This window comes from Nostoc sp. (assembly GCF_036917775.1).
Lineage (GTDB): Bacteria > Cyanobacteriota > Cyanobacteriia > Cyanobacteriales > Nostocaceae > Nostoc.
This window is the reverse complement of sequence record NZ_JBALEQ010000076.1, coordinates 66436-88561: the sequence shown is the minus strand read 5'-3', so window position 1 is coordinate 88561 and position 22126 is coordinate 66436. Positions and strand designations below refer to the sequence as shown.

General features: G+C 42.3%; 18 protein-coding genes. 12 read left to right on the top strand and 6 right to left on the bottom strand.

Going from position 1 to position 22126, the window contains the following annotated elements; translation table 11 throughout:
• The first annotated feature begins 93 nt into the window (after positions 1 to 93).
• The 9 genes from V7K69_RS14300 (at position 94) to V7K69_RS14260 (ending at position 9822) form a co-directional block, all read left to right on the top strand.
• Complete coding sequence (locus V7K69_RS14300; protein WP_335035370.1) at positions 94 to 1401, top strand: hypothetical protein; 1308 nt, start codon at positions 94 to 96, stop codon at positions 1399 to 1401.
• A gap of 131 nt (positions 1402 to 1532) precedes the next feature.
• Entirely contained in the window at positions 1533 to 3194 is a 1662-nt protein-coding gene (locus V7K69_RS14295; RefSeq protein ID WP_335035368.1) for an RluA family pseudouridine synthase, read from the top strand.
• An 818-nt stretch (positions 3195 to 4012) separates the two neighbouring features.
• The gene (locus V7K69_RS14290) at positions 4013 to 5134 is read left to right on the top strand and encodes an LLM class flavin-dependent oxidoreductase (protein WP_335035365.1); all 1122 of its coding nucleotides are present in this window, start codon (positions 4013 to 4015) and stop codon (positions 5132 to 5134) included.
• A 163-nt stretch (positions 5135 to 5297) separates the two neighbouring features.
• The gene (locus V7K69_RS14285) at positions 5298 to 5504 is read left to right on the top strand and encodes an RRXRR domain-containing protein (RefSeq protein WP_335035363.1); all 207 of its coding nucleotides are present in this window, start codon (positions 5298 to 5300) and stop codon (positions 5502 to 5504) included.
• 88 nt (positions 5505 to 5592) lie between these two features.
• On the top strand, positions 5593 to 6264 hold the full coding sequence (locus tag V7K69_RS14280) for a cysteine dioxygenase family protein (protein WP_335035361.1): 672 nt from the start codon (positions 5593 to 5595) through the stop codon (positions 6262 to 6264).
• Positions 6251 to 7012 carry a class II aldolase/adducin family protein gene (locus V7K69_RS14275; protein WP_335035359.1) on the top strand — a complete coding sequence of 254 codons (762 nt, stop codon included), beginning with the start codon at positions 6251 to 6253 and terminating at the stop codon, positions 7010 to 7012. Before V7K69_RS14280 ends, V7K69_RS14275 begins: the two co-directional genes overlap by 14 nt.
• A 237-nt stretch (positions 7013 to 7249) precedes the next feature.
• Positions 7250 to 8368: a sulfonate ABC transporter substrate-binding protein gene (locus tag V7K69_RS14270; RefSeq protein ID WP_335035357.1), complete on the top strand. Its 1119-nt coding sequence runs from the start codon at positions 7250 to 7252 to the stop codon at positions 8366 to 8368.
• A gap of 106 nt (positions 8369 to 8474) precedes the next feature.
• A complete protein-coding gene (locus V7K69_RS14265) occupies positions 8475 to 9296 on the top strand; it encodes an NADPH-dependent oxidoreductase (RefSeq protein ID WP_335035355.1) in 822 nt (273 codons plus the stop codon).
• Between the two features lie 175 nt (positions 9297 to 9471).
• Positions 9472 to 9822: an SDR family oxidoreductase gene (locus tag V7K69_RS14260; protein WP_335035353.1), complete on the top strand. Its 351-nt coding sequence runs from the start codon at positions 9472 to 9474 to the stop codon at positions 9820 to 9822.
• 57 nt (positions 9823 to 9879) lie between these two features.
• Here the strand turns inward: V7K69_RS14260 and V7K69_RS14255 are convergent, their stop codons facing one another.
• The 5 genes from V7K69_RS14255 to V7K69_RS14235 all read right to left on the bottom strand — a co-directional run bounded on the left by V7K69_RS14255 (position 9880) and on the right by V7K69_RS14235 (position 19111).
• Positions 9880 to 10728, bottom strand: coding sequence for an acyl-CoA desaturase (locus V7K69_RS14255; protein ID WP_335035351.1), 849 nt, complete (start codon positions 10726 to 10728; stop codon positions 9880 to 9882).
• 94 nt (positions 10729 to 10822) lie between these two features.
• Positions 10823 to 11611 (bottom strand): biliverdin-producing heme oxygenase, encoded by a 789-nt coding sequence (locus V7K69_RS14250; RefSeq protein WP_335035349.1) that lies wholly within the window; start codon positions 11609 to 11611, stop codon positions 10823 to 10825.
• 28 nt (positions 11612 to 11639) lie between these two features.
• Positions 11640 to 12704, bottom strand: coding sequence for an oxygen-dependent coproporphyrinogen oxidase (gene hemF, locus V7K69_RS14245; protein ID WP_335035347.1), 1065 nt, complete (start codon positions 12702 to 12704; stop codon positions 11640 to 11642).
• Positions 12705 to 13004: 300 nt separating this feature from the next.
• Positions 13005 to 17216, bottom strand: coding sequence for a DEAD/DEAH box helicase (locus V7K69_RS14240; protein ID WP_335035345.1), 4212 nt, complete (start codon positions 17214 to 17216; stop codon positions 13005 to 13007).
• Positions 17217 to 17344: 128 nt separating this feature from the next.
• Positions 17345 to 19111 (bottom strand): SWIM zinc finger family protein, encoded by a 1767-nt coding sequence (locus V7K69_RS14235; protein WP_335035343.1) that lies wholly within the window; start codon positions 19109 to 19111, stop codon positions 17345 to 17347.
• A gap of 323 nt (positions 19112 to 19434) precedes the next feature.
• Here V7K69_RS14235 and V7K69_RS14230 point away from each other — a divergent pair, with 323 nt between their 5' ends.
• The 3 genes from V7K69_RS14230 (at position 19435) to V7K69_RS14220 (ending at position 21792) form a co-directional block, all read left to right on the top strand.
• Positions 19435 to 20106 carry a glutathione S-transferase family protein gene (locus tag V7K69_RS14230; protein ID WP_335035340.1) on the top strand — a complete coding sequence of 224 codons (672 nt, stop codon included), beginning with the start codon at positions 19435 to 19437 and terminating at the stop codon, positions 20104 to 20106.
• A 69-nt stretch (positions 20107 to 20175) separates the two neighbouring features.
• On the top strand, positions 20176 to 20337 hold the full coding sequence (locus V7K69_RS14225; RefSeq protein WP_335035338.1) for a hypothetical protein: 162 nt from the start codon (positions 20176 to 20178) through the stop codon (positions 20335 to 20337).
• A gap of 183 nt (positions 20338 to 20520) precedes the next feature.
• Entirely contained in the window at positions 20521 to 21792 is a 1272-nt protein-coding gene (locus tag V7K69_RS14220) for an MFS transporter (RefSeq protein ID WP_335035336.1), read from the top strand.
• A 99-nt stretch (positions 21793 to 21891) separates the two neighbouring features.
• Here the strand turns inward: V7K69_RS14220 and V7K69_RS14215 are convergent, their stop codons facing one another.
• Positions 21892 to 22104 carry a hypothetical protein gene (locus tag V7K69_RS14215; protein ID WP_335035334.1) on the bottom strand — a complete coding sequence of 71 codons (213 nt, stop codon included), beginning with the start codon at positions 22102 to 22104 and terminating at the stop codon, positions 21892 to 21894.
• Positions 22105 to 22126: the final 22 nt, after the last annotated feature.

The window sequence follows — 22126 nt, the reverse complement described above, 5'->3', positions numbered from 1 at the left end:
GTATTGTTTTTTTACTCTAGACAAGTTTTTTAATATTCCAAATGGCTCAAGTAGGAGTAAACTACGACATAGTTTACTTGGTAATACTGAGCAATGTATAGAAATACTAAAAGATTTAGTGCTATTTTTCTATTGGTGTTTTCTCTGGTTGTTTCTATCAACTTTGCTGCGATCGCTCAAGATAATTCAGGTGTCCCATCTGTGAATTTTGCATCGTCTCGCGCTTGTTATGTTCCTGCAACTCTCAGAACTGAACGAGTTATTGCTGATAGCAATCGCAGCCAAGTTAAGATGGGCGATCGCATCAGGGTAAAAGTTAAAGGATTGTCAGCAGCAGCCACAAATGCAACACCTAAAGGTAATTCATTCGATCCTCGCCAATTAGTGTTGTACCTGAATGGTTATCAGCTAGAGAATGTCCACGGAGAACCAGTCAGCGTCATGGAGGAGGGTGAAGATCAAAAACCAACTCTTAATAATGATTGGTTAGCCTTTCAGCTTGAACGTACTGATGTATCTGAAACTGCATGGAATTCGCTGCTTGGTGGAAGGCTCAAAGCCAGTATTAATGCGATCGTTGGGGTAGGCTGTCCCGGCAAAGTTGCGATTCTAGTGAGCGATCCTCTGTCACCTCCTCTATTAAAAATAGTTCTGTTTTCGTGGCGGTTTTGGCTGTGTCTGCTTCTAGTTATAGCTATTATCTTGATATTTCTTAGATATGGCCGAGACAGTCTACGTAGTCCTGGAATAGAAGGAATTTATTCTAAAAAAGAAGTAATTGATGGTCAGGAAACCTCGATTACAAAAGAGTTTCTACCTGAAAAGGAAGCTCGTTCGGGAATTGCTAAGTTTTTTCTTGGTTCAGATGAAGAGTATAGAAATCCCTTCAGCTTATCGATATCTCAACTTGCTTTCTGGACATTCCTGATTTTTTCTGCTTACCTTCTTATCTACGGTATAACAGGAGATTACACCAATATTTTAACTGGACAATCACTAGTTTTGTTAGGAATTAACTCTGTAACTGCATTTGGTACTTCGTTAATTGATGGACAGGGTAATGAGAAAAATAGAAAAGGTAGTCAAAGCGTTTCTCAAGGTTTTTTTAACGATATCTTATCGGATATTAATGGAGTCAACTTTCATAGATTTCAAACATTTATTTGGACAGTTGCCATCGGACTATTTTTTGTTTGGGAGGTGATTAAAAATTTAGCAATGCCAGAATTTGATGATACACTTCTGGCGCTACAAGGAATCAGTGCCGCAACATATCTTGGACTTAGAGGGCAAGAGCAGCATGGTATGACAAAAGATCCAGAACCTCCACCTGTAGAAGCTAACTTATCTCCACAACTGCCTACACCAGAAAACGATCCCACTGTAACTAATACTTTGTAAGCTAGTTTTGAAGGTTTGTAGTAAGCACTTTAGTACTTAGAAAATAAGGGCTAAAGTCTTTACTGCGAACTTGTTAATATGGGCAATAATTTAAAATATTAGAATCAGCTAGATTTGCAATCATACCTTGTATGGTATTTCTACACGCACTTTCAGATTTCATCGACTGCGATTTTACTATCAGCGATTTATCTTGTAGTTATTGGTACGAAGGGCATTGTCCGCAAACTGGCGCTTGCCTAAAATTACCCCGCACCTCAATGTCCGAAGCGATCGCTCACAGACTAATGCAATATCTTACCAATAATGACTGTTATTCTCGTGAAGGTAAGATGTATGGAATACTATTGGTTGAACTGCCTAATGGCGAACAACGGGTACTAAAAGCCTTTTCCGGTCTTTTGAATGGTTGCAGTTTAGTTGCAGGTTGGGTTCCACCAATTCCCGGAAGAGACGAAGTTGCTTTAGAAGAAGCCCGCACTTTAGCTGAGTTGGATAAGATCAAACAGGAAATTCTTTGTTTGAAGCAACTAACCGAACGTCAGCAGTATGAAACCCTCTCTGATGAATTTGAGCGACAATTGCAAGCAATGAGCGATCGCCATCGTCATTGCAAACATCAACGACAGGAAAAACGTCAGCAAATCTGCGATACACTCACAAAAGAAGCACTTGCGATCGCCATTGAACAACTCGACGAAGAAAGTCGTCAGCAAGGAATTGAGCGACGACAACTTAAACGCCAGCAAAATGAAGTATTACAGCCTCTTCAGCAGTTAATTGCAGCAACGGATGCGCGAATTAGCGAACTGAAACAACAGCGTAAAGCCCTATCCCGACAATTACAAGCTCAGATGCACGCTAGCTACAGCCTGACTAATTTTTCCGGGCGATCGCTATCATTACAGCAATTGATGCCAGGAGGTTCACCCACTGGCACAGGTGACTGTTGTGCCCCAAAGTTGCTCCATTATGCGGCAACACATAATTTAAAACCACTTGCAATGGCAGAGTTTTGGTGGGGTGCGTCTTCAGTAAATCAGGATAAAATTCCGGGAAAATTTTATGGAGCGTGTATCGAACGATGTCAGCCATTGATGGGGTTTTTGCTCTCAGGGTTAAAACCTAACCCCCCCGCCCCTTTCCCTGCAAGAGAAGATGTCACTTTACCGATTATTTATGAAGACGAATGGCTGATTGCTGTAAACAAACCTGCTGGACTACTTTCAGTACCTGGGCGTTATCGCGATCGCCAAGATAGTGTTTTGAGTCGCTTACGTCATCTGTTACCCAATGGAATGATGCTTGCATCTGTGCATCGCCTAGATCAAGAAACTTCTGGGATTTTGTTGTTAGCACGCGATCGCCAAACTCATCGGCAACTCAGCCAGCAGTTTCAAAAACGCCAGGTTCACAAGGTTTATGAAGCTATACTTTCAGGTGTTGCGATCGCTGAACAAGGTGTAATTGACTTGCCATTATGGGGAGATCCTGAAAATCGCCCTTATCAAAAAGTTGATTGGCAAAACGGTAAACCCAGCTTGACAAACTTCCAGGTAATGGCAAGAGAACAAGATTACACCCGCATAGAATTTACGCCACTCACAGGACGTACCCATCAATTGAGAGTTCATGCGGCTGATGTGCGAGGACTTGGGATAACTATTTTAGGCGATCGCCTTTATGGATGCGATGCAGTTACCAGTCGCTTACATCTACACGCTAGAAAACTTCATTTTGAACATCCACAGTTAAAAAAAACCTTGTATTTAAAAGCAATTACGCCCTTTTGACGGAACTCCCAAGAATCAAAGTATAGCTTTATCTGCCCTAACAGTAGCCCTTTCAAGGTGACTCGTAAAATCTCTTATCTTTTCTCAGCGCTCTCAGCGCCTCTGTGGTTAAAAAAATACTTTTAAACCGCAGAGGCGCAGAGGACACAGAGTATAGAGCTTAAAGAGGAATTTATTGACCAAAATTTTTACTCACCTTGAAAGGGCTAGCCCATTGCTTTTTTAATTTGTATGTGATAATTTTTGCTTGTAGTTAATTTAACGGTTATCCGACCGATTTGCCGTACTTAGAGAAGTTAATATCACAGCTAAAAAACTGCACAATAAACCTATCCAACGAATTATTGTGAGATTACTTCACAAGATTGCCTGATCTATCCTTGAAAATCCCTAGTGAGTGGTAAGAACGAGAGTGCTGGAGTTTACTTTTAGACTCTCATTCTTATCTTTTCTTTAATTAAAGGAGTAAAAAAAAGTTGTTGACCCAGTTCAAAAAGTTATTATTTTTATTGCCCCAATACTCAATCAAATCCCTTTATAGCTTATTAATTAGCGCTATCCGGGTCAAGGCATAGCGATTTCTCTATGAGTAAACCTGCCCTATTTGTATGTAAAAAATTTGCTGTTAATCTAGCTGGTGTAGGCAAGGATCTGTTATTAAAAGTATTGGAAAAAAGAATATTCCGAAACAGAAATTTCACTATTTCTTCTTACCTCCAACTATTTAAGTAGAAAAGGTAAATAAAGAACAATTCCCATTCCCCATTCCCCATTCCCCATTCCCAATTCCCAATTCCCAATGTAAAAAGAGATGCACCATGCCAATTGAATTTATCGGAATGATTGGAACGCGACAAATATCTGAGTTAGATGGGCCAAGAGTTGCAATCACGGGCGGTTCTATAGATGCTGCTTATGTTCGCAAGTTTGCTAAGGCTCATGAAGATGGTGGCTTTGATCGCGTGCTGGTTGGTTATGGTTCAACTGGCCCCGATAGCTTAACAGTGGCATCGTTTGCGGCGGCTGCAACAGAACGGTTGAAGTTTTTAATCGCTCATCGCCCTGGTTTCGTGGCTCCTACGCTTTTTGCACGCAAGACAGCAACTTTGGATCATTTTACTAATGGTCGCATCGCCGTACACATTATTACAGGTGGCAGCGATGCTGAACAACAACGCGATGGTGATTGGCTTGACCATGATACTCGCTATCGGCGGACAGATGAATATCTTGACATTGTGCGCCGAACATGGATTAGTGATACTCCCTTCGACTATGAGGGCGAATTCTATCGGGTGAAAGATGCTTACTCAGATGTGAAGCCTCTGCAACAGCCTCATATACCCGTGTACTTTGGCGGTGCTTCTGGTGCAGCAGTACCTGTGGGTGCAAAGCACAGTGATGTGTACGCTATGTGGGGAGAACCCATTGCAGCAATTAAAGAACGGATACGTGAAGTCAAAGCTGTAACACCACCGGAGCGATCGCCCCGGTTCAGTGTATCTTTGCGGCCAATCTTGGGAGATACTGAGGAAAAGGCTTGGCAACGGGCACATTCAATTCTGTCGCGTGTTAAAGAAATTCGGGCGGCAAAAACAGACAATCAACCGCCGATAGCTCCCAGCTTGAATTCAGTACGTCCCGAAGCAGTGGGTTCTAATCGTTTATTACAGTTTGCCCAAGAAAGCGAAATTTTCGATAAGCGCTTGTGGACTCCAATTGCTGCCGCTACAGGTGCTTACGGTAATACTACCGCCCTGGTTGGTACGCCGGAGCAAGTAGCAGAGTCCCTTATGGATTACTATGATGCGGGGATAACGACTCTATTGATTCGAGGATTCGATCCATTAGAAGATGCGATCGCTTACGGTCGTGATGTGATTCCCCTAGTCCGGGCAGAAGTGCAACGACGGGAGCGACAAGCAGCTGTCATTGCTTAGTACAGCTTTGCCTAATTAATACCTTAGTGTTTTGAAACACAGATGCGCTTTGCCTTCCGACAAAGTAGGTACGTAGAATCTTTTCAAGTAATTTAACTACTCCCAATTCTTCGTCTCAAATATTTGAAGACTGCTGTAAATAATTTGATTATTTCAAAATTACATGACTAAAGTATTGATTCTCGATGCCAACAAAGAACCATTGTATCCAGTACGCATCAGCCATGCTAGGCTGCTATTGTCACAAGGTAAAGCTACCGTATTCCAGCGATATCCCTTTACTATCATTTTGAAGGAGTCTTTATCTAATTTAAAACTTGAGCAACTTGGCTTCAAAATTCACCCTAATATTAAAATCATTCGTAATTGAATTCTTAACTACGAATTATGTTAGCGACGCAGGAGCGTCATTACGAATTAGTTAATCTTAGTCGCCTCCCTAAATGAGGAGTTTATAGATGACGAACCACACTATCTTAGAACCATTGCCAGAAGACCAATGGTTTATTGAGAGTCAGGAACTACGATCCTTTGTAGCAACAGTGCGTGAAATTAGCGCTATCACTGCTGGCGATCGCACACAAACTCTCGCTAGATTAGAACCCTATTTTCAAGAACTGCTTGCCCAACAGGAATGGCTATCTGAAAAGTTTACCCAAATTAATCCCGACAGCAAGATGGGTGGTGGTATAGGTCAGTGGCTACTTTATCGCGCCAAAGATCGTTCTCTGTCAGTCTTCAGTTTGGTGATTCCCCCAGGTTCTACGACTCCTGTCCACGATCATTTAGCCTGGGGATTGATTGGTTTATACAAAGGCAATCAAGAAGAAACAGTCTACCGCCGTGTAGATAACGGCGATACTGAAGGACACGCACAATTACAAGTAACTGAAGTGCGTAGCCTTCAACCAGGCGATATCTACCGCCTTCTCCCCCCAGACGGTGATATCCACGCCGTCAAAACTACATCCCAGAGCGCATCTGTATCTATTCATATTTTGGGTAATGATACTGGTTGTATCTTGCGTCACCAATTCATCCCAGAATCTGATAGCGTCAAATCCTTTCGCTCTGGATATTCCAACGCTCCCTGCAAAGAGGAAGAAGAAAAAGAATATGTCCAGGTATAATAGACCACAAATCCCTGTATTTGAGCGAGTTGAAGACGAACGCCTGCACCGCAAGCAACGTCTAGCCGCAGCCTTTCGCCTATTTGGTAAATTTGGTTTCAGCGAAGGAATCGCAGGCCATATTACGGCTCGCGATCCTGAGTTTACAGATCATTTCTGGGTTAATCCACTAGGAACATACTTCGGTCATATCCGAGTTTCTGACCTGATATTAGTTAACAGAGAAGGTGAGGTGGTTAAAGGCGATGCTGAAGTGAATCGAGCTGCTTTCGCCATCCATTCTCAAATTCATGAAGCCCGACCTGATGTCATCGCGGCGGCTCATGCTCATTCAATTTATGGTAAAGCCTGGTCTAGTTTAGGTCGTCTCCTTGACCCCTTGACACAAGATTCATGTGCTTTTTACGAAGATCATGCGCTGTTTGACGATTTCACTGGTGTGGTTTTAGAAACTTCGGAAGGTCAACGACTGGCGCAAACTTTGGGGCCAAAGAAAGCCATAATTCTCCGTAACCACAGCATTTTAACTGTGGGACAGACGGTAGATGAAGCAGCCTTTTGGTACATTAGTTTAGAGCGATCGTGCCAAGCCCAACTGCTGGCAGAAGCTGCGGGTAGACCTACTATTATCAAACACGAAACAGCCCGTTTGACACAGACTCAAGTGGGGTCACGTATAAGTGGGTGGTTCAGTTTCCAGCCCCTTTACGACAGAATTGTACGTGAAGAACCTGATTTGCTGAATTAGTAATATATTTTTTGATACTAGGATAATAAGCAGAGGGAGTATTAGTTTTTCCACTTTCCATTCTTTTTATTAAAGGCAACAGGCAACAGGGCAGTTGTTGGACGGGGATTTAAAACATCGTTCAACACAATGCCTGTTCCCTCGACCAAAGGTTGGTCAAATTTCCCTGAATTTATTTATATACTCCGGTAAACCTATAAGTTTATAGTATTCATATAGCTCAGAGAAATCATTTTGATGATTAACCTAATATTTCGCCGTTTCATTGCCAAGTGGATATCGTTGATAAAAATCAGGAATATCCCATTTAACAATCAGCGCAAATTATTCTTTTCTTCTCCTTTGCCAATTACGGGGGCTTTTGTTACAGGGCTGTGTCTGAGCGTGCTATTTGCTGCCTGTTCATCGCCATCGACTGTTAGTTCTTCTAATCCTAGTGCGACATCTGTTAGTAATTCTGCTTCCAGTAAAGCCACAGTATTAAGATTTGGCTATCAAAAATCGAATATATTGCTGAGAAACAAAGGTGTCTTAGAAAAGCGTTTGTCACCAGATGGAATATCTGTAGAATGGATCGAATTTCCGGCGGGGCCACAATTGCTAGAAGCGATGAATGTGGGTAGTATTGACTTCGGACACGTAGGAGAATCACCGCCAATATTTGCCCAAGCAGCAGGAGCATCATTAACTTACGTCGCTGGTATTGCTTCTAGTCCTGCTGGTTCAGCAATTCTTGTTCCTCAGAATTCCTCAATTCAAAAACTTACTGACTTGAAAGGTAAAAAAGTTGCTTTTCAAAAGGGTTCTAGTGCCCACTTATTGTTAGTCCAAGCTTTAGAAAAAGCAGGATTAAAATATACAGATATTGAGCCTAAATATTTGCCGCCTGCTGATGCCCGCGCTGCATTTGTCAAGGGTAGTGTAGATGCTTGGGTAATTTGGGACCCATTTTATGCAGCCGCTCAAGAGGCAACTAAAGCCAGAGTTCTGATTGATGGGACAGGAATTAATAAACAGGGAGGATATTATTTGGGAACCCGTAAATTTGTCACTGAAAATCCCCAAACTGTCAAGGCAGTTTTAGAAGAAATTCAAAGCCTAGAAGAATGGTCTAAACAGCATCGAGAAGAGGTAGCACAAACTCTATCATCTGTGCTATCAATTGACATAGCAACAATGAGAAAAGCTACTAATAGAAGAACTTTTGGAATTGTGCCAATCGATGATAATCTGATAAATTTACAACAAAAGGTTGCTGATACATATTATCAGTTGAAGCTGATTCCTAAACAAGTTAATGTCAAAGATGGAGTGCTAACCCAAGAGCAATATGCTGCATTCTCACCAAAGATTTAGACCAGAATCATAAATTCGCTGTAGAGGCATAGCCATATCTAAATGTATGCCTCTACGGATGGAATTGGTGTTAGTAATAAAATATCGGAAAATTTGGGAGTTGATTATGACTAATCCTATAGAACTACTGCGATCGCGCTACGGTGAAATTCCCTTCAATCCCGAAATTGAATGGAATGATTCTCTAACGGCACTATTATCTCATCGTTCCATCCGGTCTTATCTATCCGATCCTCTACCAGAGGGAACTCTGGAGTTGTTAATTGCAGCCGCCCAATCTGCATCTACTTCCTCTAATTTACAAACCTGGAGTGTGGTAGCAGTTGAAGATCCAGAACGTAAAGAAGAGTTATCTAAATTAGCGGGGAACCAAGCACATATTAAGCAGGTTCCTTTGTTCTTGGTTTGGTTAGCAGACTTGGCGCGTTTGAGTTACGTTGCTGACAGTCGCGGCATATCTCATGATGCGCTGGAATACTTGGAAATGTTTGTGATGGCAACAATCGATGCAGCTTTGGCGGCGCAAAACGCAACAGCCGCAGCTGAGTCACTCGGTTTAGGAACAGTGTATATCGGCGGAATCAGGAACCACCCCCAAGAGGTAGCAGAGATATTGAATTTACCCTCCTCTGTTTATGCTGTATTTGGACTGTGTGTAGGCTATCCAAATCCTGAAGTAGAAGCAGCGATTAAGCCAAGATTGCCTCAGTCAGCCGTGTTACACCGTGAAACTTATAAATTGGCAGAGCAAGAAGAAGCGATCGCTCACTATAACGAGATCATCAAAGAATTCTATACTGAACAAAAGATGAATATCCCTGGTGATTGGTCAGAACATTCAGCCCAAAGGATCGCAACTGTTGAGTCATTGAGAGGACGCGATCGCTTGCGGGAAGCTCTCAATCACCTTGGCTTTAAGTTACTGTAAACAACAAAACTCAAGATTATGGATTTGCAACTCCGTAGCAAGGTCGCCTTAGTAACTTCTGCTAGTAGTTCGCCAAGTGAACTTGGCGGGGTAAAGGGGAAGGGGGAAGGGGTAAAAGGTTTAAATCCCTTACCCTTTTCCCTTTCCCTTTTACCCAGTCCTCACAAGCGCATTTTTGGGTTGGCAGACTACTAGTAAAGGTTTGGGCAAAGCTAAAGCAAGGCAATTTGCCCGTGAAGGTGCAAAAGTTGCCATCTGCGCCCGTAGTCAGTTAATTGACACAACTGCTGCGGAGATTGCAAGCGAAACAGGTACAGAAGTGCTATCTCTGCGTGTAGATGTTAGCAGTCAAGCAGATATTGAGCGGGTAATTAATGCCACAGTAGAGAAATTCGGCGGGTCGGATATCCTCGTTACCAACACTGGAGACCCACCCGCAGGTACTTTTGACGATATCAATTTGGTAACTTGGAAAACTCCACACTGGCATTGCAGGTATTTTTCACCGCTTGGGGGAAAGGTCTAAATCTCGCAAAACAACTTCCACTCTTATACCTACAGGTTGCGATAAAATCTACAAACCTTAAGCTTTTATAGCCTGATCAGGTGGCAGGTTGACATCTTTTGCCAAACCGACTGTTTTCAACAATCCAATTGCCCACCAAGTCATATCGATTTCCCACCAGCGCCAACCACATTTGGCTACATGAGGATAGGCATGGTGATTATTGTGCCACCCTTCACCATAGGTGAGAATAGCTGCCCACCAAAGATTACGAGAATTATCATTGCTGTCAAAAGTGCGGTATCCCCACATATGAGTGACTGAGTTAATAAACCAAGTCGTATGCCAGAGAATCACATATCTGAAAAACACACCATAGATAACGAATGACCAACCGCCAAGTGCATAAAGCAACAATCCAACTGGAATTTGCAGTAGTAGAAAGTAGCGATTAAGCCAACGGTAAAAGGGATCTCGCGCTAAATCAGGAGCAAATCGCTGATAGCGCTCATATTCAAAGAATTCTGGACGGGGATAAAAAATCCACAGCATGTGACTCCACCAAAAACCTTTGCGGGCAGAGTAAGGATCTTTGGATTCGTCTTCGGTGTGAGCATGATGCAAACGATGTCCAGCCACCCAAAAGATCGGCCCACCTTGTAAAGATAGCGCACCCAAAATGGCGATCGCATACTCTAACCACCGAGGTACTTTAAAACTGCGATGACTCAGCAATCGATGATAGCCTAAACAAACTCCAATACTGCCAAATAACCAGTGCAGAAATACAGCTACACCCAATGCACTCCAAGAGAAAAACCAAGGAGCTAGCAATGCCAGTGCATGAATCGTACCAAAAAACACCACTGCGACCCAATCGAGACGCAGAGGTTTTTCTGGCAAAGTTTCTAACGAATTGAATCTCACTTTTGATTTCCTCAACAACCACAAAACAGTTATCAGCTATTAATTTTTTCCTGTTCACCAACAGATTGAATAAAACAATTGAGCGATCGCGGATTCACTTCAATGGAGATTTCTGCGTCATCATCAAACTATACTCCGGTGCGATTATCTCTGCCGTAGCACTTTTAGGAGTATGCTCTGTACTACCAATGTGATCTTGACGAGTAATTAGATCAAAGACATGTTCACCAATAACTGCTTTGACATCTGCTTCTAGTTCATGAATCACATTTCTATTCAGAGTAAAGGCATAGTTTGCCTCGTTGACAATATTCTGAATCATTGCCTCTTCTAGAGGTAGAAAATTTAATGCTTGACGATATTGCTCTTTAAATTCTCGTCTAGCTTCTGGGGTAGAAATTTGTTCAAATTCAAGCATTGCAGTACCCAGATCGCTTGGTAAATCCATTGCCGTTCGCGCAATCTTTCTCAATGCTTGCCCACCTGATAAATCTCCCATATAGCGAGTATAGGCATGAGCAATCAGTAACTCCGGTTGTGTGTTGCCAACCTCACGAATCCGGTTAACATATACCTGACCTGCTGGAGAGGGAACAATCTGCGATCGCCAATTTTCACCGTAATAAAAGGCTAAATCTTTCTCTAAATTTGCCTGACGACGCAGTTCGGGAAAATATATCATACCAATAATAGGATGATGCTGATACCACTCTAGTTGTTCTTCCAAAGCGCCGTAGACAAAGTAGAGATCCGCCAACAACTTCCGAAAATAGCTCTTTTCTACTACACCTTTGAGAAAGCATTTCATAAATGCAGTGTTTTCCGTTATTGTGTGAGAATGTTTAGTGCCTTCTCGCAAGCGAACATCTAAATGGCTGCTCATGATGAATACCTTGTTGCTAAAAATGTTGTTATTTTTGGACAAAAGTCACATTCGTCCAATCGTGAGGCTGGAGAAATATTTCGGTAAGCTGTGCTTCGGGTGTTCCTGGTTCTGCCTTATAGCAATATTCCCAGCGTGCTAGAGGTGGTAGAGACATCAGTATGGATTCTGTTCTCCCATTGGTTTGCAGACCAAAAACCGTTCCCCGGTCATACAACAGATTAAACTCTGCATAACGACCCCGACGGTACAGTTGAAACTGACGCTGGCGATCGCCATATTCTATTTCTTGCCGTCGTTCTACAATGGGCAAATAGGCGGGTAGAAATGATTGACCGCAAGACTGGACAAAGGCAAAAATATCTTTCCAGTTCCGAGATACCGTTCCGACTTGCTGACTGTAGAGTGCTGCTGGACTATCTGTTTGAGAACCAACATAAAGCTTGCCACTAGCATCCTGATAGTCGAAGAAAATGCCGCCAATCCCTCGCTGTTCTTGGCGATGTTTTAAGTAGAAGTATTCATCACACCAAAGTTTAAAGGCTGGATAATACTCTTCATGGTGGGCATCACAGGTATTTTTTAGCGTTTGATGAAAGTGAATTGCATCCTCTGCAAAGGGGTAGTATGGAGTTAAATCAGCTCCACCACCAAACCACCAAATTGGGCCTGCCTCAAAGTAGCGATAGTTAAGATGTACTGTTGGTATGTAGGGACTGCGGGGATGCAACACCATTGAGGTTCCCGTGGCAAAAAACTCATGTCCTGCGGCTTCTGGCCGTTGAGCCAAAATTGCAGGGGGTAGGCTATTTCCCCAAACTGCCGAAAAATTTACCCCACCCTGTTCAAACACCCGCCCTTCTCTAATTACGCGGGTACGTCCTTCTCCGCCTTCTGCTCGCTCCCAGTGGTCTTGTTTAAAACGTGCTTCTCCATCAAGTTGCTCTAACCCTGTGCAAATTTCATCCTGTAAATTCTGCATGAATTGCTGCGATCGCTCCCGTGAATCCTGGGGTATTGTGTTGATAGATGATGCCAGCAATGTTGTATGATTTCTAGATTCTTGCAGAGAATTCTCGGAATGACGACCCATGTTAAAACCTCTGAAACTTTCAGTGAGTACAGCTAGATTAGTTTTATAACTATATAGCGATATAAAGCTTCTAGCTAGAGAAGTTTCAAAACTTAATATTCTAGAGATATTGATTACTGTTACCCAGAACCAACTAAAACAGCTTATTGGATTAGCGATCGCTAATACTCGTCAAAGTTGGGCTACTGCTATAGAAAGAGCAGTTGTGCATGAAAACGTCCCACACCTCCCACACCTCCCACACCTCCCACACTCCCCACCAGAACCACACAATACGTGAGAAATTCGGGCTGTGACAGCTTAACCTTCGCTAATCAACTGTAACAATACTTCCGTCGAAATCTTGCCACTGATATCAGCACCTTCCAATAGGCTGTCTGCCAAATCTCGCTTGTGGTGATGCAATTCCACAATTTTTTCTTCAATCGTATCCTTTGCTACCAAGCGATAAATGGTAACAGGGCGTTGTTGCCCAATGCGATGGGCGCGGTCTGAGGCTTGGTCTTCCACTGCGGGATTCCACCAAGGGTCTGTATGGATGACATAATCAGCCGCAGTTAGATTAAGTCCTGTCCCGCCTGCTTTGAGACTAATGAGAAAGACATCTCCTGAACCAGCTTGGAACGCATCGACCCGTTTTTTGCGCTCTGCCACTGAAGTACTGCCATCTAGATATTGATAATTAATACCTTGCTGTTCGAGGTAATCGCGGATGATGTGCAAATGGTCAACAAACTGACTAAACACTAACGCTTTATGACGATTTTCCAGCAGTTCACCCAGCACCTCGCCAAAAAGTTGCAACTTAGAACTGGGTAATTCAGTATCAGGCATAACGAGGCTGGGATTACAGCAAGCGCGACGCAGTTTCATAATCTCAGCTAAAACCTGCAAATGTTTTTTTCCTGCTTCGGCATCACTTTCGGTAAGTTTAGATATGGCCTGACGGCGCAAGGCTTCATAGAATGCCTTTTCCTCTCGACTTAACTCTACATGAAGGAGAATTTCGGTACGAGATGGCAACTCTTCTAATACTTGATTTTTTGTCCGCCGCAACAGAAATGGTTGAATAAGTTTTTTGAGTTTATTACGTGCAAGTTTATCTTGATATTTTTCAATGGGAGTAGCAAAGCGTTGATTGAAGCTTTCAAAAGAACCCAATAACCCAGGATTAATAAAACGGAACAAATTCCACAACTCACCCAGGTGATTCTCAATGGGAGTCCCAGTAGTCAGCAACTTAAAATTAGATTTTAGGTTCATAGCTGCCTGAGAACGTTTAGTGGTCATATTTTTAATCGCCTGGGCTTCATCCAGGACAATCGTTTGCCACTGTACCTGAGAAAGCATTTGCGCTACTTCTTCTTGCTGTAATAAACCATAACTGCATACCAACATATCCAACGGTTGTAAACCATCCAGTAATTTTTGGCGGTTAGCACCAGAAAATTGAATAATATTGAGAGTTGGGGCAAACTTCTGCGCTTCACTCACCCAATTCATACATACGGAAGTGGGGGCAATAATTAGGGTTGGCCCTTCATGGGCATTTCTGAGAATGACCGCCAATGCTTGCAAGGTCTTACCGAGTCCCATTTGGTCTGCTAAACAAGCACCCACACCCCAATGTGCTAGCCGCGCCAGCCAACAGAAGCCTTCCATTTGGTAGTCACGTAGTTCTGCTTGAAGAGTAGATGGCAGTTCCGGCTGGAGGTTTTTCACCTCCTTAAGACGCTGGATATGTGTTTTCCAGTGTTTATCTGCTTTTACCTTACCTACCTCATCGACAAAATCTTCTAACCCTAATGTTGCCAATGGGTGAAAACGAATACCTTTGCTATGTTTTTCCGAAAACATCCGCAATTCGTCGAGGCGTTTCCGAAAAGCTTGAGTTAAAGCCAGAAATTGACCATCACCAAGGGGGATAAAACGGCTGGGGGTTTTCTCTAATAGTTCTAGTAGTTGCTGCATATCCAGCACTAGGTCGTTATTCAATTTCAACTCCCCAGTGGCTGCAAACCAGTCTTGCTGACGTTGAATTGATAAATTAAAGTCTTTCAAGTCGGCATTGTGACTAACACGCAGTTTTTCTCCTTGTGGCCATTCGATGACTACGTTATTTCCCAGCGCTTGCAGTTCTAGCAGCAGTTCTAAACAGTCTTCTGGATCGTCTATAATCCATTCACCATCTTGTTCTTCAGTTTGAGTCAAGGTGGCGCAAGCGGCTATAGCATCTTTGGCAAGTTGCTTTTCTTCAGACAGATTTCGTCGGGTTTGGAGACGTTTCCCTTCAATCTCGGCAATTACAGTTTCACCACCTGTACCAGGACGGTAGTAGGGGCCACCTTGGGCAAAGGGGCGTGACAAAAGGCTGATTTTCAAGCCTGCATTGGCAGGTAAAAGGTGAATATGGGGTAGAGTCTGGGCGGGTACTTCTTCTGCACCTTCTGAACCGCCACCAATGTCAGAATGTACGGTGACGATGCCAGAGACGGCATTTATGGCTGCCAAAACTTGCTTCTCGGCGATCGCAGGTACATTTAATTTATTATCTATACCAATAATCTCCGCAATGCGTCTATGTTCGGCAGTAATTTCAATGACTTTGATGCGGGTTGGGGTTTCTTTGATATGCAGAATATTTTGTGATTCTGGTAACTTGGGAGAAAATTCTAAGGTGAGACGGCCAAGTTTTTCTTTCTTAACCAGTAGTTCCGGTTCTCCCTTGACAATTTCTACACGGATATTAGGTGTATCTTCCCAAAAAACCAACGGGTGTCCAATTAAAGCAGAGATGGCTTTTTCACCGAAGGTATAATCCACTTTGCCGTAATAGCCATCACTATATGCCTCAATACAACTACATACCCGCATATCTTGGGGGGTGATGTAATCAAACTCAGATAATGCACTGCTTAAACGCTTGAGGGATATGGGGCGACCTTTACTCCATTCTCCTTTGGCATTAACTTTTTGTTCTTTTGGTTGTAAGACACATCTGCTGGGATAGAAGGTAATGAACCATGCTAAACGCAGTTCCGATTCTGGTTTTCCTGGTGTTTGTGGTTCTTTTTGGAGATTTGCTAAGGCATTGAGGCACATTTCCCAAGCTTCTTGGGGTCGAATTAAATCTACGATGGTTTGGATATTGCTATCTTCTCGCAGTGCCTCTGCAAGTTGTTTATAGTTACTACTAGGTTTGAGTCGGGATAGGAGTTCTGCGGTTTCCATTGCCAACCAGTGATAACCGGAGGTGAGCGATCGCCGATACAATGGTTCTAGTAAATTAGGTAAGCGTTTTTTAGCACTCTCAGCATCCATCCAGTAAAGGCATAGCGAACAAAACAATGTTTGTAAGCTATTTTCTTCTTCCACGGAAGAGATATGACCACTGACTACAAATTGTTTTTGAGTAATATCACCAAGGTGTACTTGCAGTACCATTTTCAGTCTACCATAAATGAACCTAAGCCAATGATCTGATTGACGGGACATCAAATTGGTATACTCTTCTGCTTCTTTGAGGTGTTGTGCTGAACCATCTTTTAAAAGTGCGAGGATAAAAAATAAGCCCCCAATTGTATTGAAATATATTTGACGTTTGCCTGTAGCCTTTTTGATGGCTTTCAGGGCATCTGTATAATATTTGATGGCTTGTTCATTATCACCTCGCAGAAAACTTAACCAACCCCAAAAGATCGCAGCGTTATTTTGATATTCTTTTGATATACGCTCTAGACTTTCTTGTGCTTCTTGGGTACAACCCTGTAACAACAGTTGTTCTGTCAAAATCAGATGTAGATAATCTGAGCAATGTTTTCCAGGCGTAGAGCATTCTTCTTCCAGCAGCATCAACGCATCTTCAGAAGCGGATAATTTTAAGGCTGAATTGAAGAGGATACTTGATATACCACTTTCATATAATCCTTGTGGTAGGGTGTTAAACCAATCTGCATCAAATGGATTATTGTATATTTGCTCAAAGATATTTTCTATTACTATTTTTTCTTCACTATCAGCGTACTTTTGGTAAGCTTCAATTTGCTGATTAATAAAACTAAGGTCTTGACGATAAATACCAATGCGGATTTCTCTGATACACTGGCGTAAGTTGTAGAAGATCCGAGAATCTCTGTTCCAGTGAGTACGTATTGGTAGCTTCTCCTCTACTGCTGTGACGAGAATTTCAAACTGTCCGGTTTGTACAGCATGGCGAGTAGCAATTTCTGTAAGTAATGGATGACATTCAGCACCTTGCCTGTTTTCCTGTATTAACAAGCCTGCTTTTAACAATTTATCAATTTGGGGACTGAGGGTTTTAGTAACCCAAGGTTTATTGTTCTCATCTAAAGCGTCAATTTTACTAAGACAACTTACGAATGAATTTTTGTCTATCGGTGCATAAATTACCGAAAATAACTGAATAATTTTTTGTATGGAAGGATGTAATTTGAAGTATTTATCCGCAAGTTGTGTTTGTAATTTTGTGGTATCAGTTGCTAAATTAATCATACTATTGGTCTGTTAAGTAAAGTTTGAAGGGTAAAGGAACGAACCACAGAGGCACAGAGGGCACAGAGTCAGAGAAAAAAGAGATTTTTAAGAAGTGTCTCACCCGTCAAAGTTAACTTGACAGACTACTATTTATTCAGTTCTTTAAATAATTCCATTAATTTACGTTTACGTCCATGAGCAGCTTCTAGTTGTGAGCGATAAGCAGACCATTCAGCTTTTTGTCCTAGTTGAAGATACGCAGCTTTTGCTTTTTTGAGCCAATTAACCGCAGCGTCATAACGATCAGCTTTTCCTTGTTCCATAATTGGTTCTGCCCTTCTACGAGCGTTATCAATTACCCAATTTGGACGATAGTAAACTGCTGTATCCATGACTCGATGAACCAATTCTGAAGCATAATAAATATCTCTTTCTACTGTTCTAATTGCATCATCAATTAATCCTTCATGGAGGAAAATATCAACTTGAGCTTCTTTTATTCCCCAATCTGGCTGTTCTCGTAGTGTTTGCAGTAAATCTTGTTTGAGCGTCAACCAAGTTTCTCCTGCATAGTCTTGAATTTTACCATAGTATCGAAACGATGGTCTGATTTTAAAAGCAATGATGCTGGCAGTTAACGCAGTGGCATTATCTTCTAATCCTTGGGCTAAATCACTTGTCCAAGTAGCAAATTCATATAAACAGTTACCTGTTAAATTGATACCAGCTTGGCATATTTCTAAAGCTTCAACCAAATAACCATCTTCTCGCAATATTTTTGCCAGGGCAAAACCCTCTTCTGCTTTTTCCATGAGGATTTTAGCCGCAGACATGGCTTCTTCTACTCTTCCTAAAGCTGCTAATTGCGTTAGGTATTGCAGAGTCATTTCTTCTACTAAAGCTAGATTTAAATACTCTGTATAACGATTTTGACGTTCAAGAATTTGCAAGCGAATCAAGGCTAAATCATCAGCATAGCTTGGTCGTTCATTTTCCCAAAGTTCTGCGGTATCATCTCCTTGCATAATTTGTTGCAGTGGTTCGTAATCCCAACCTTGACGCAATGCTTCTAAGCTCATACTAAAGTCTGCACTGATTTCGTCTTGCCATGATTCCAACATCAACTGCAAATCTACTATTTCTCCTGTAGACATTTCTGCACACAAAATTGCTTCTGTCCACGCGCTGTCAAGAGGTTCTGCTATAGAATAACTGTCTCCACCGTAATCGAGTAATTCGTCCCATTCTTGGGCATAAGTTTCGGTAATAGTTTCGAGAATTGCGATCGCATTATTGCCATCTCCATTTTCTGCCAACTCTCGCGCTTTCTCAATTACAGCTAGCAAATCATCTGTAAATGGGTCTTCTTCTGAACCATACTCTAATTCTTTCAATCCATCCCGCAAAATCCGCTTGACATGAGAGCGAAAAGGTGATGTGTCAATTTTGCTTTGGCGGGTAGAAGGTTGTTTTGTTTGAGGTTTTGGCAAGTCTATCAAACTGACAAACTCATCAATATCATCAATTATTTCTGGTCTATTTTCCAGCAGTTCTTGTAATAATCGCTGAGTTTGAAGAAGATCGAGGCGATTTAATAATTGTTCTAGTGTTGGACGTTCTTCAATGATCTCTGATTGACGCGAACAGCTTAATAAGGTGGCAACGATATGTTTGCACCAACCATCATAATCATAAGGACAGGTACAACAGGCTGAAGTAATTCCACCTGCATCAAAACGAATACTGACTTGATATGGTGTAATTTCGCCACCTTCTACCTCTGCTTGAATCAGATTACCGCGTTTTTTTAGTTCAGCGATCGCACCCCTGCGGTAATATTCTTCACCACGACTGTAGGATGAAGCGTTGGAGTTATGGCGGATTATTGCTTCAGAAATTCCTGGAATCGACATAGCACCCAAGTATTTTATTTTTAGCTTACGCTTAAATTGCCTTTATTTTCTCTTGTGTGTGCATTCCCTAAATTTATTAGGGCTAAAAATTTATTTAGTAACACTAATAATTAGGTATACATATTTTCAGCAAGACTGTATGATATGTAAAATACGGTAAATCGACCGAAAAGCTGTATTATATTATCTAACTGACATAAATACCTGTCAGTCAATTATTTAACTGCACTAATCAACACATCTTGCTTTTGTCTTATTGCTTTAGTTGGAGTTGTGCAATTTCAAATAGTCAGCATCCACAATGATTACAAGGAAAAGATTTCATGAGCAACATACAACTGTACTTCGCCAAAGCCTCTACTTTCTCTCAACGTACCCGTGTAGTCTTACTTGAAAAAGGTATTGACTTCACCCCCATAGAAATTGACTTACAGAACAAACCAGATGGGTACACTCAGATTTCTCACTATGGCAAAGTCCCAGCTATCAAACATGGAGATGTTGAAATTTACGAGTCCGCTATTATCAATGAATATCTAGATGAAGTCTTCCCGGAGCCACCTTTGTTACCCCGCGATCCCGCAAATAAAGCGATCGCTCGAATTTGGATAGACTACGCCAATACTCGCTTTGTCCCAGCTTTTAATAAATTGCTGCGCGGTAAAGATAGCCAAGAACAGGAACAAGGACGAAGAGAGTTCACAGAAGCACTTCTATATATTGAACAAGAAGGATTAGGCAAAGGTGATTACTTGTTAGGAGATCAGTTTAGCCTCGTTGATATCAGCTTCTATCCTTGGTTTGAACGTTTACCACTCTTAGAACACTTCCGCAAATTCACACTACCAGCAGAAACACCTCGTTTGCAGACATGGTGGAACAGCTTAAGCGATCGCTCCTCAATTCAAGCTGTAGCAAATCCCGTGGACTTCTATTTGCAAAGATTCGCCAAAGTTCTCGGTGAACCTGTTCCTGTTGGTGCAGTTCAAAAATAGAGCATAGGAGAATGGCACGAAGGCTCATGTGAAATATCGTCAGGGCTATCTTGTTGGGGATAGGGTGGAATGGCACTAAGAAAAGCTAAAACCTCGTCAGGGCATAGTGTGGGAGGTGTGGGAGGTGTGGGAGGATGGGGAAGAAGTCTTACCCCCCACACTCCCCACACTTCCCCCACTCCCCCCACTCCCCACACTCAAAATCTTGTTATATCAGGGCTTTGCGATTAACTTAGTGCCATTCGGGATAGGGTGTAGGCTGAGTGTGTTAATAAAAATTGAATTTTAGTACGCCAGACAAACAAAACCAGACACGATGCCTACGGCGGTAAACTACGCAATTATCCTATAATTATTAGCATAACTAAATATTAGTTTAGCTAAAAATTAGGATAACATAGTATAATTTCGCTAATGAAAATTTGGAATAGACAACTAGGCGATCGCGTAAGTAATATCATTTACCAGCATTTACCCGCCTTTCGCTGGCGTAATTTTCGCCTGTTTTTTGGGGGACAGTTACTATCAATGTCTGGGACATTTATGACCCAGCAGTTAACTATTCCTTGGCTGGTATACGATTTGACTAAATCGGCATGGTTGTTGGGAGTTGCAGGTTTTGTACAATTTTTACCGACGTTATTAGTGATTCCCTTTTCCGGCGTATTGTCCGATCGCTGGAGTCGTCGTGATTTGTTAATGCTGGTGCAGATATTGGGAATTAGCGTTTCCCTGTCCTTAACGATTCTTACCTTTACCAATTGGATTACATTTCCCATCCTATTGGTACTGAGTGTTCTCAATGGTTTGCTCAAGGGATTAGATATGCCCGTGCGTCATACAATCGTCACCGAAACCGTAGGCGATCGCGCTGATTGGAGTAATGCGATCGCATTGAATTCAGTGATGTTAAGTTCCTCGCTGGTATTGGGGCCTGCTATGGGCGGGATTTTGATTGCGACGCTAGGGGTGAAATATTGTTTTCTCTACGATACCCTCAGCTATATTCCTGCCATCTTTACCCTGCTAGCGATGCGGCTGAAAATCAGACCGATGCAAAGCCTTACAAGCCTTAGCGATACTTTGCAGAAATTGCAGGAGGGCTTTGAATATGTCTCCAAATTCCAGCCGATTAGAGCAATTTTATTAATACTGGCGTTACAAGGTTTAGTCGGAATGTCTCATGTTGCGCTCATGCCCATCTTCGCGGCTAAGATTTTAAATGGGGATGCAACTACGATGGCTCACCTCAGCACCTCAGCGCCCATTGGCTCGTTATTTGCTTGTTTGTATCTGAGTGTTAGGCGAGGGATTGCGGGCTTAGAGCGCTTGATTGTAGTCGCTCAAGTCTTGATTGGGATAAGTGTGATTTCCTTCTCACTATCGCGTCAAGTTGGATTATCCATAATCATACTGGTGTTTACAGGCTGCTTTTCTATCCTCCTGATTACCAGTAGTAATATGATTATCCAAACCCTAGTTACCGAGGATAAGCGCGGACGGGTGATGAGTTTTTATGCCCTAGCAATGGTGGGTATGATGCCCTTTGGGAATCTGTTAGCTGGAACTTTAGCACAGAATTTTGGTGCGACTAATGCCTTGATCGTCTCTGGTAGTCTAAATATCTTAGGTGCTATATGGTTCTCTGCACAATTGTCAGCAGTGAGGCGTTGGATTGATTCTTAATCTTATAATCATTAACTCCGGCAACTCGATTGATATATAGTATTTAAATCCTAGCTATTGCAAAGTAATGCTCATAACTTTGCAATATTTTTAGGCAGATCAAGTGTAGGAGAAAAGTGCAAAGCCAGCAGCTAATTTAGAGTTTGAGCCAGAGATTCGCATTTTTTCATACAATTTCTGCGACTTCGTGCCAGATTTACCACCAACACGCCACTCATAACTCCAATAGCCTACATCAGCAGGGCTTTCGGCAATTGCGGATGTCGTCAATGGATGCGGTAGTACTTGGTATTGCCTTGAAACTGTAGGCATCCTTACCTTGTGCCAACCCTAG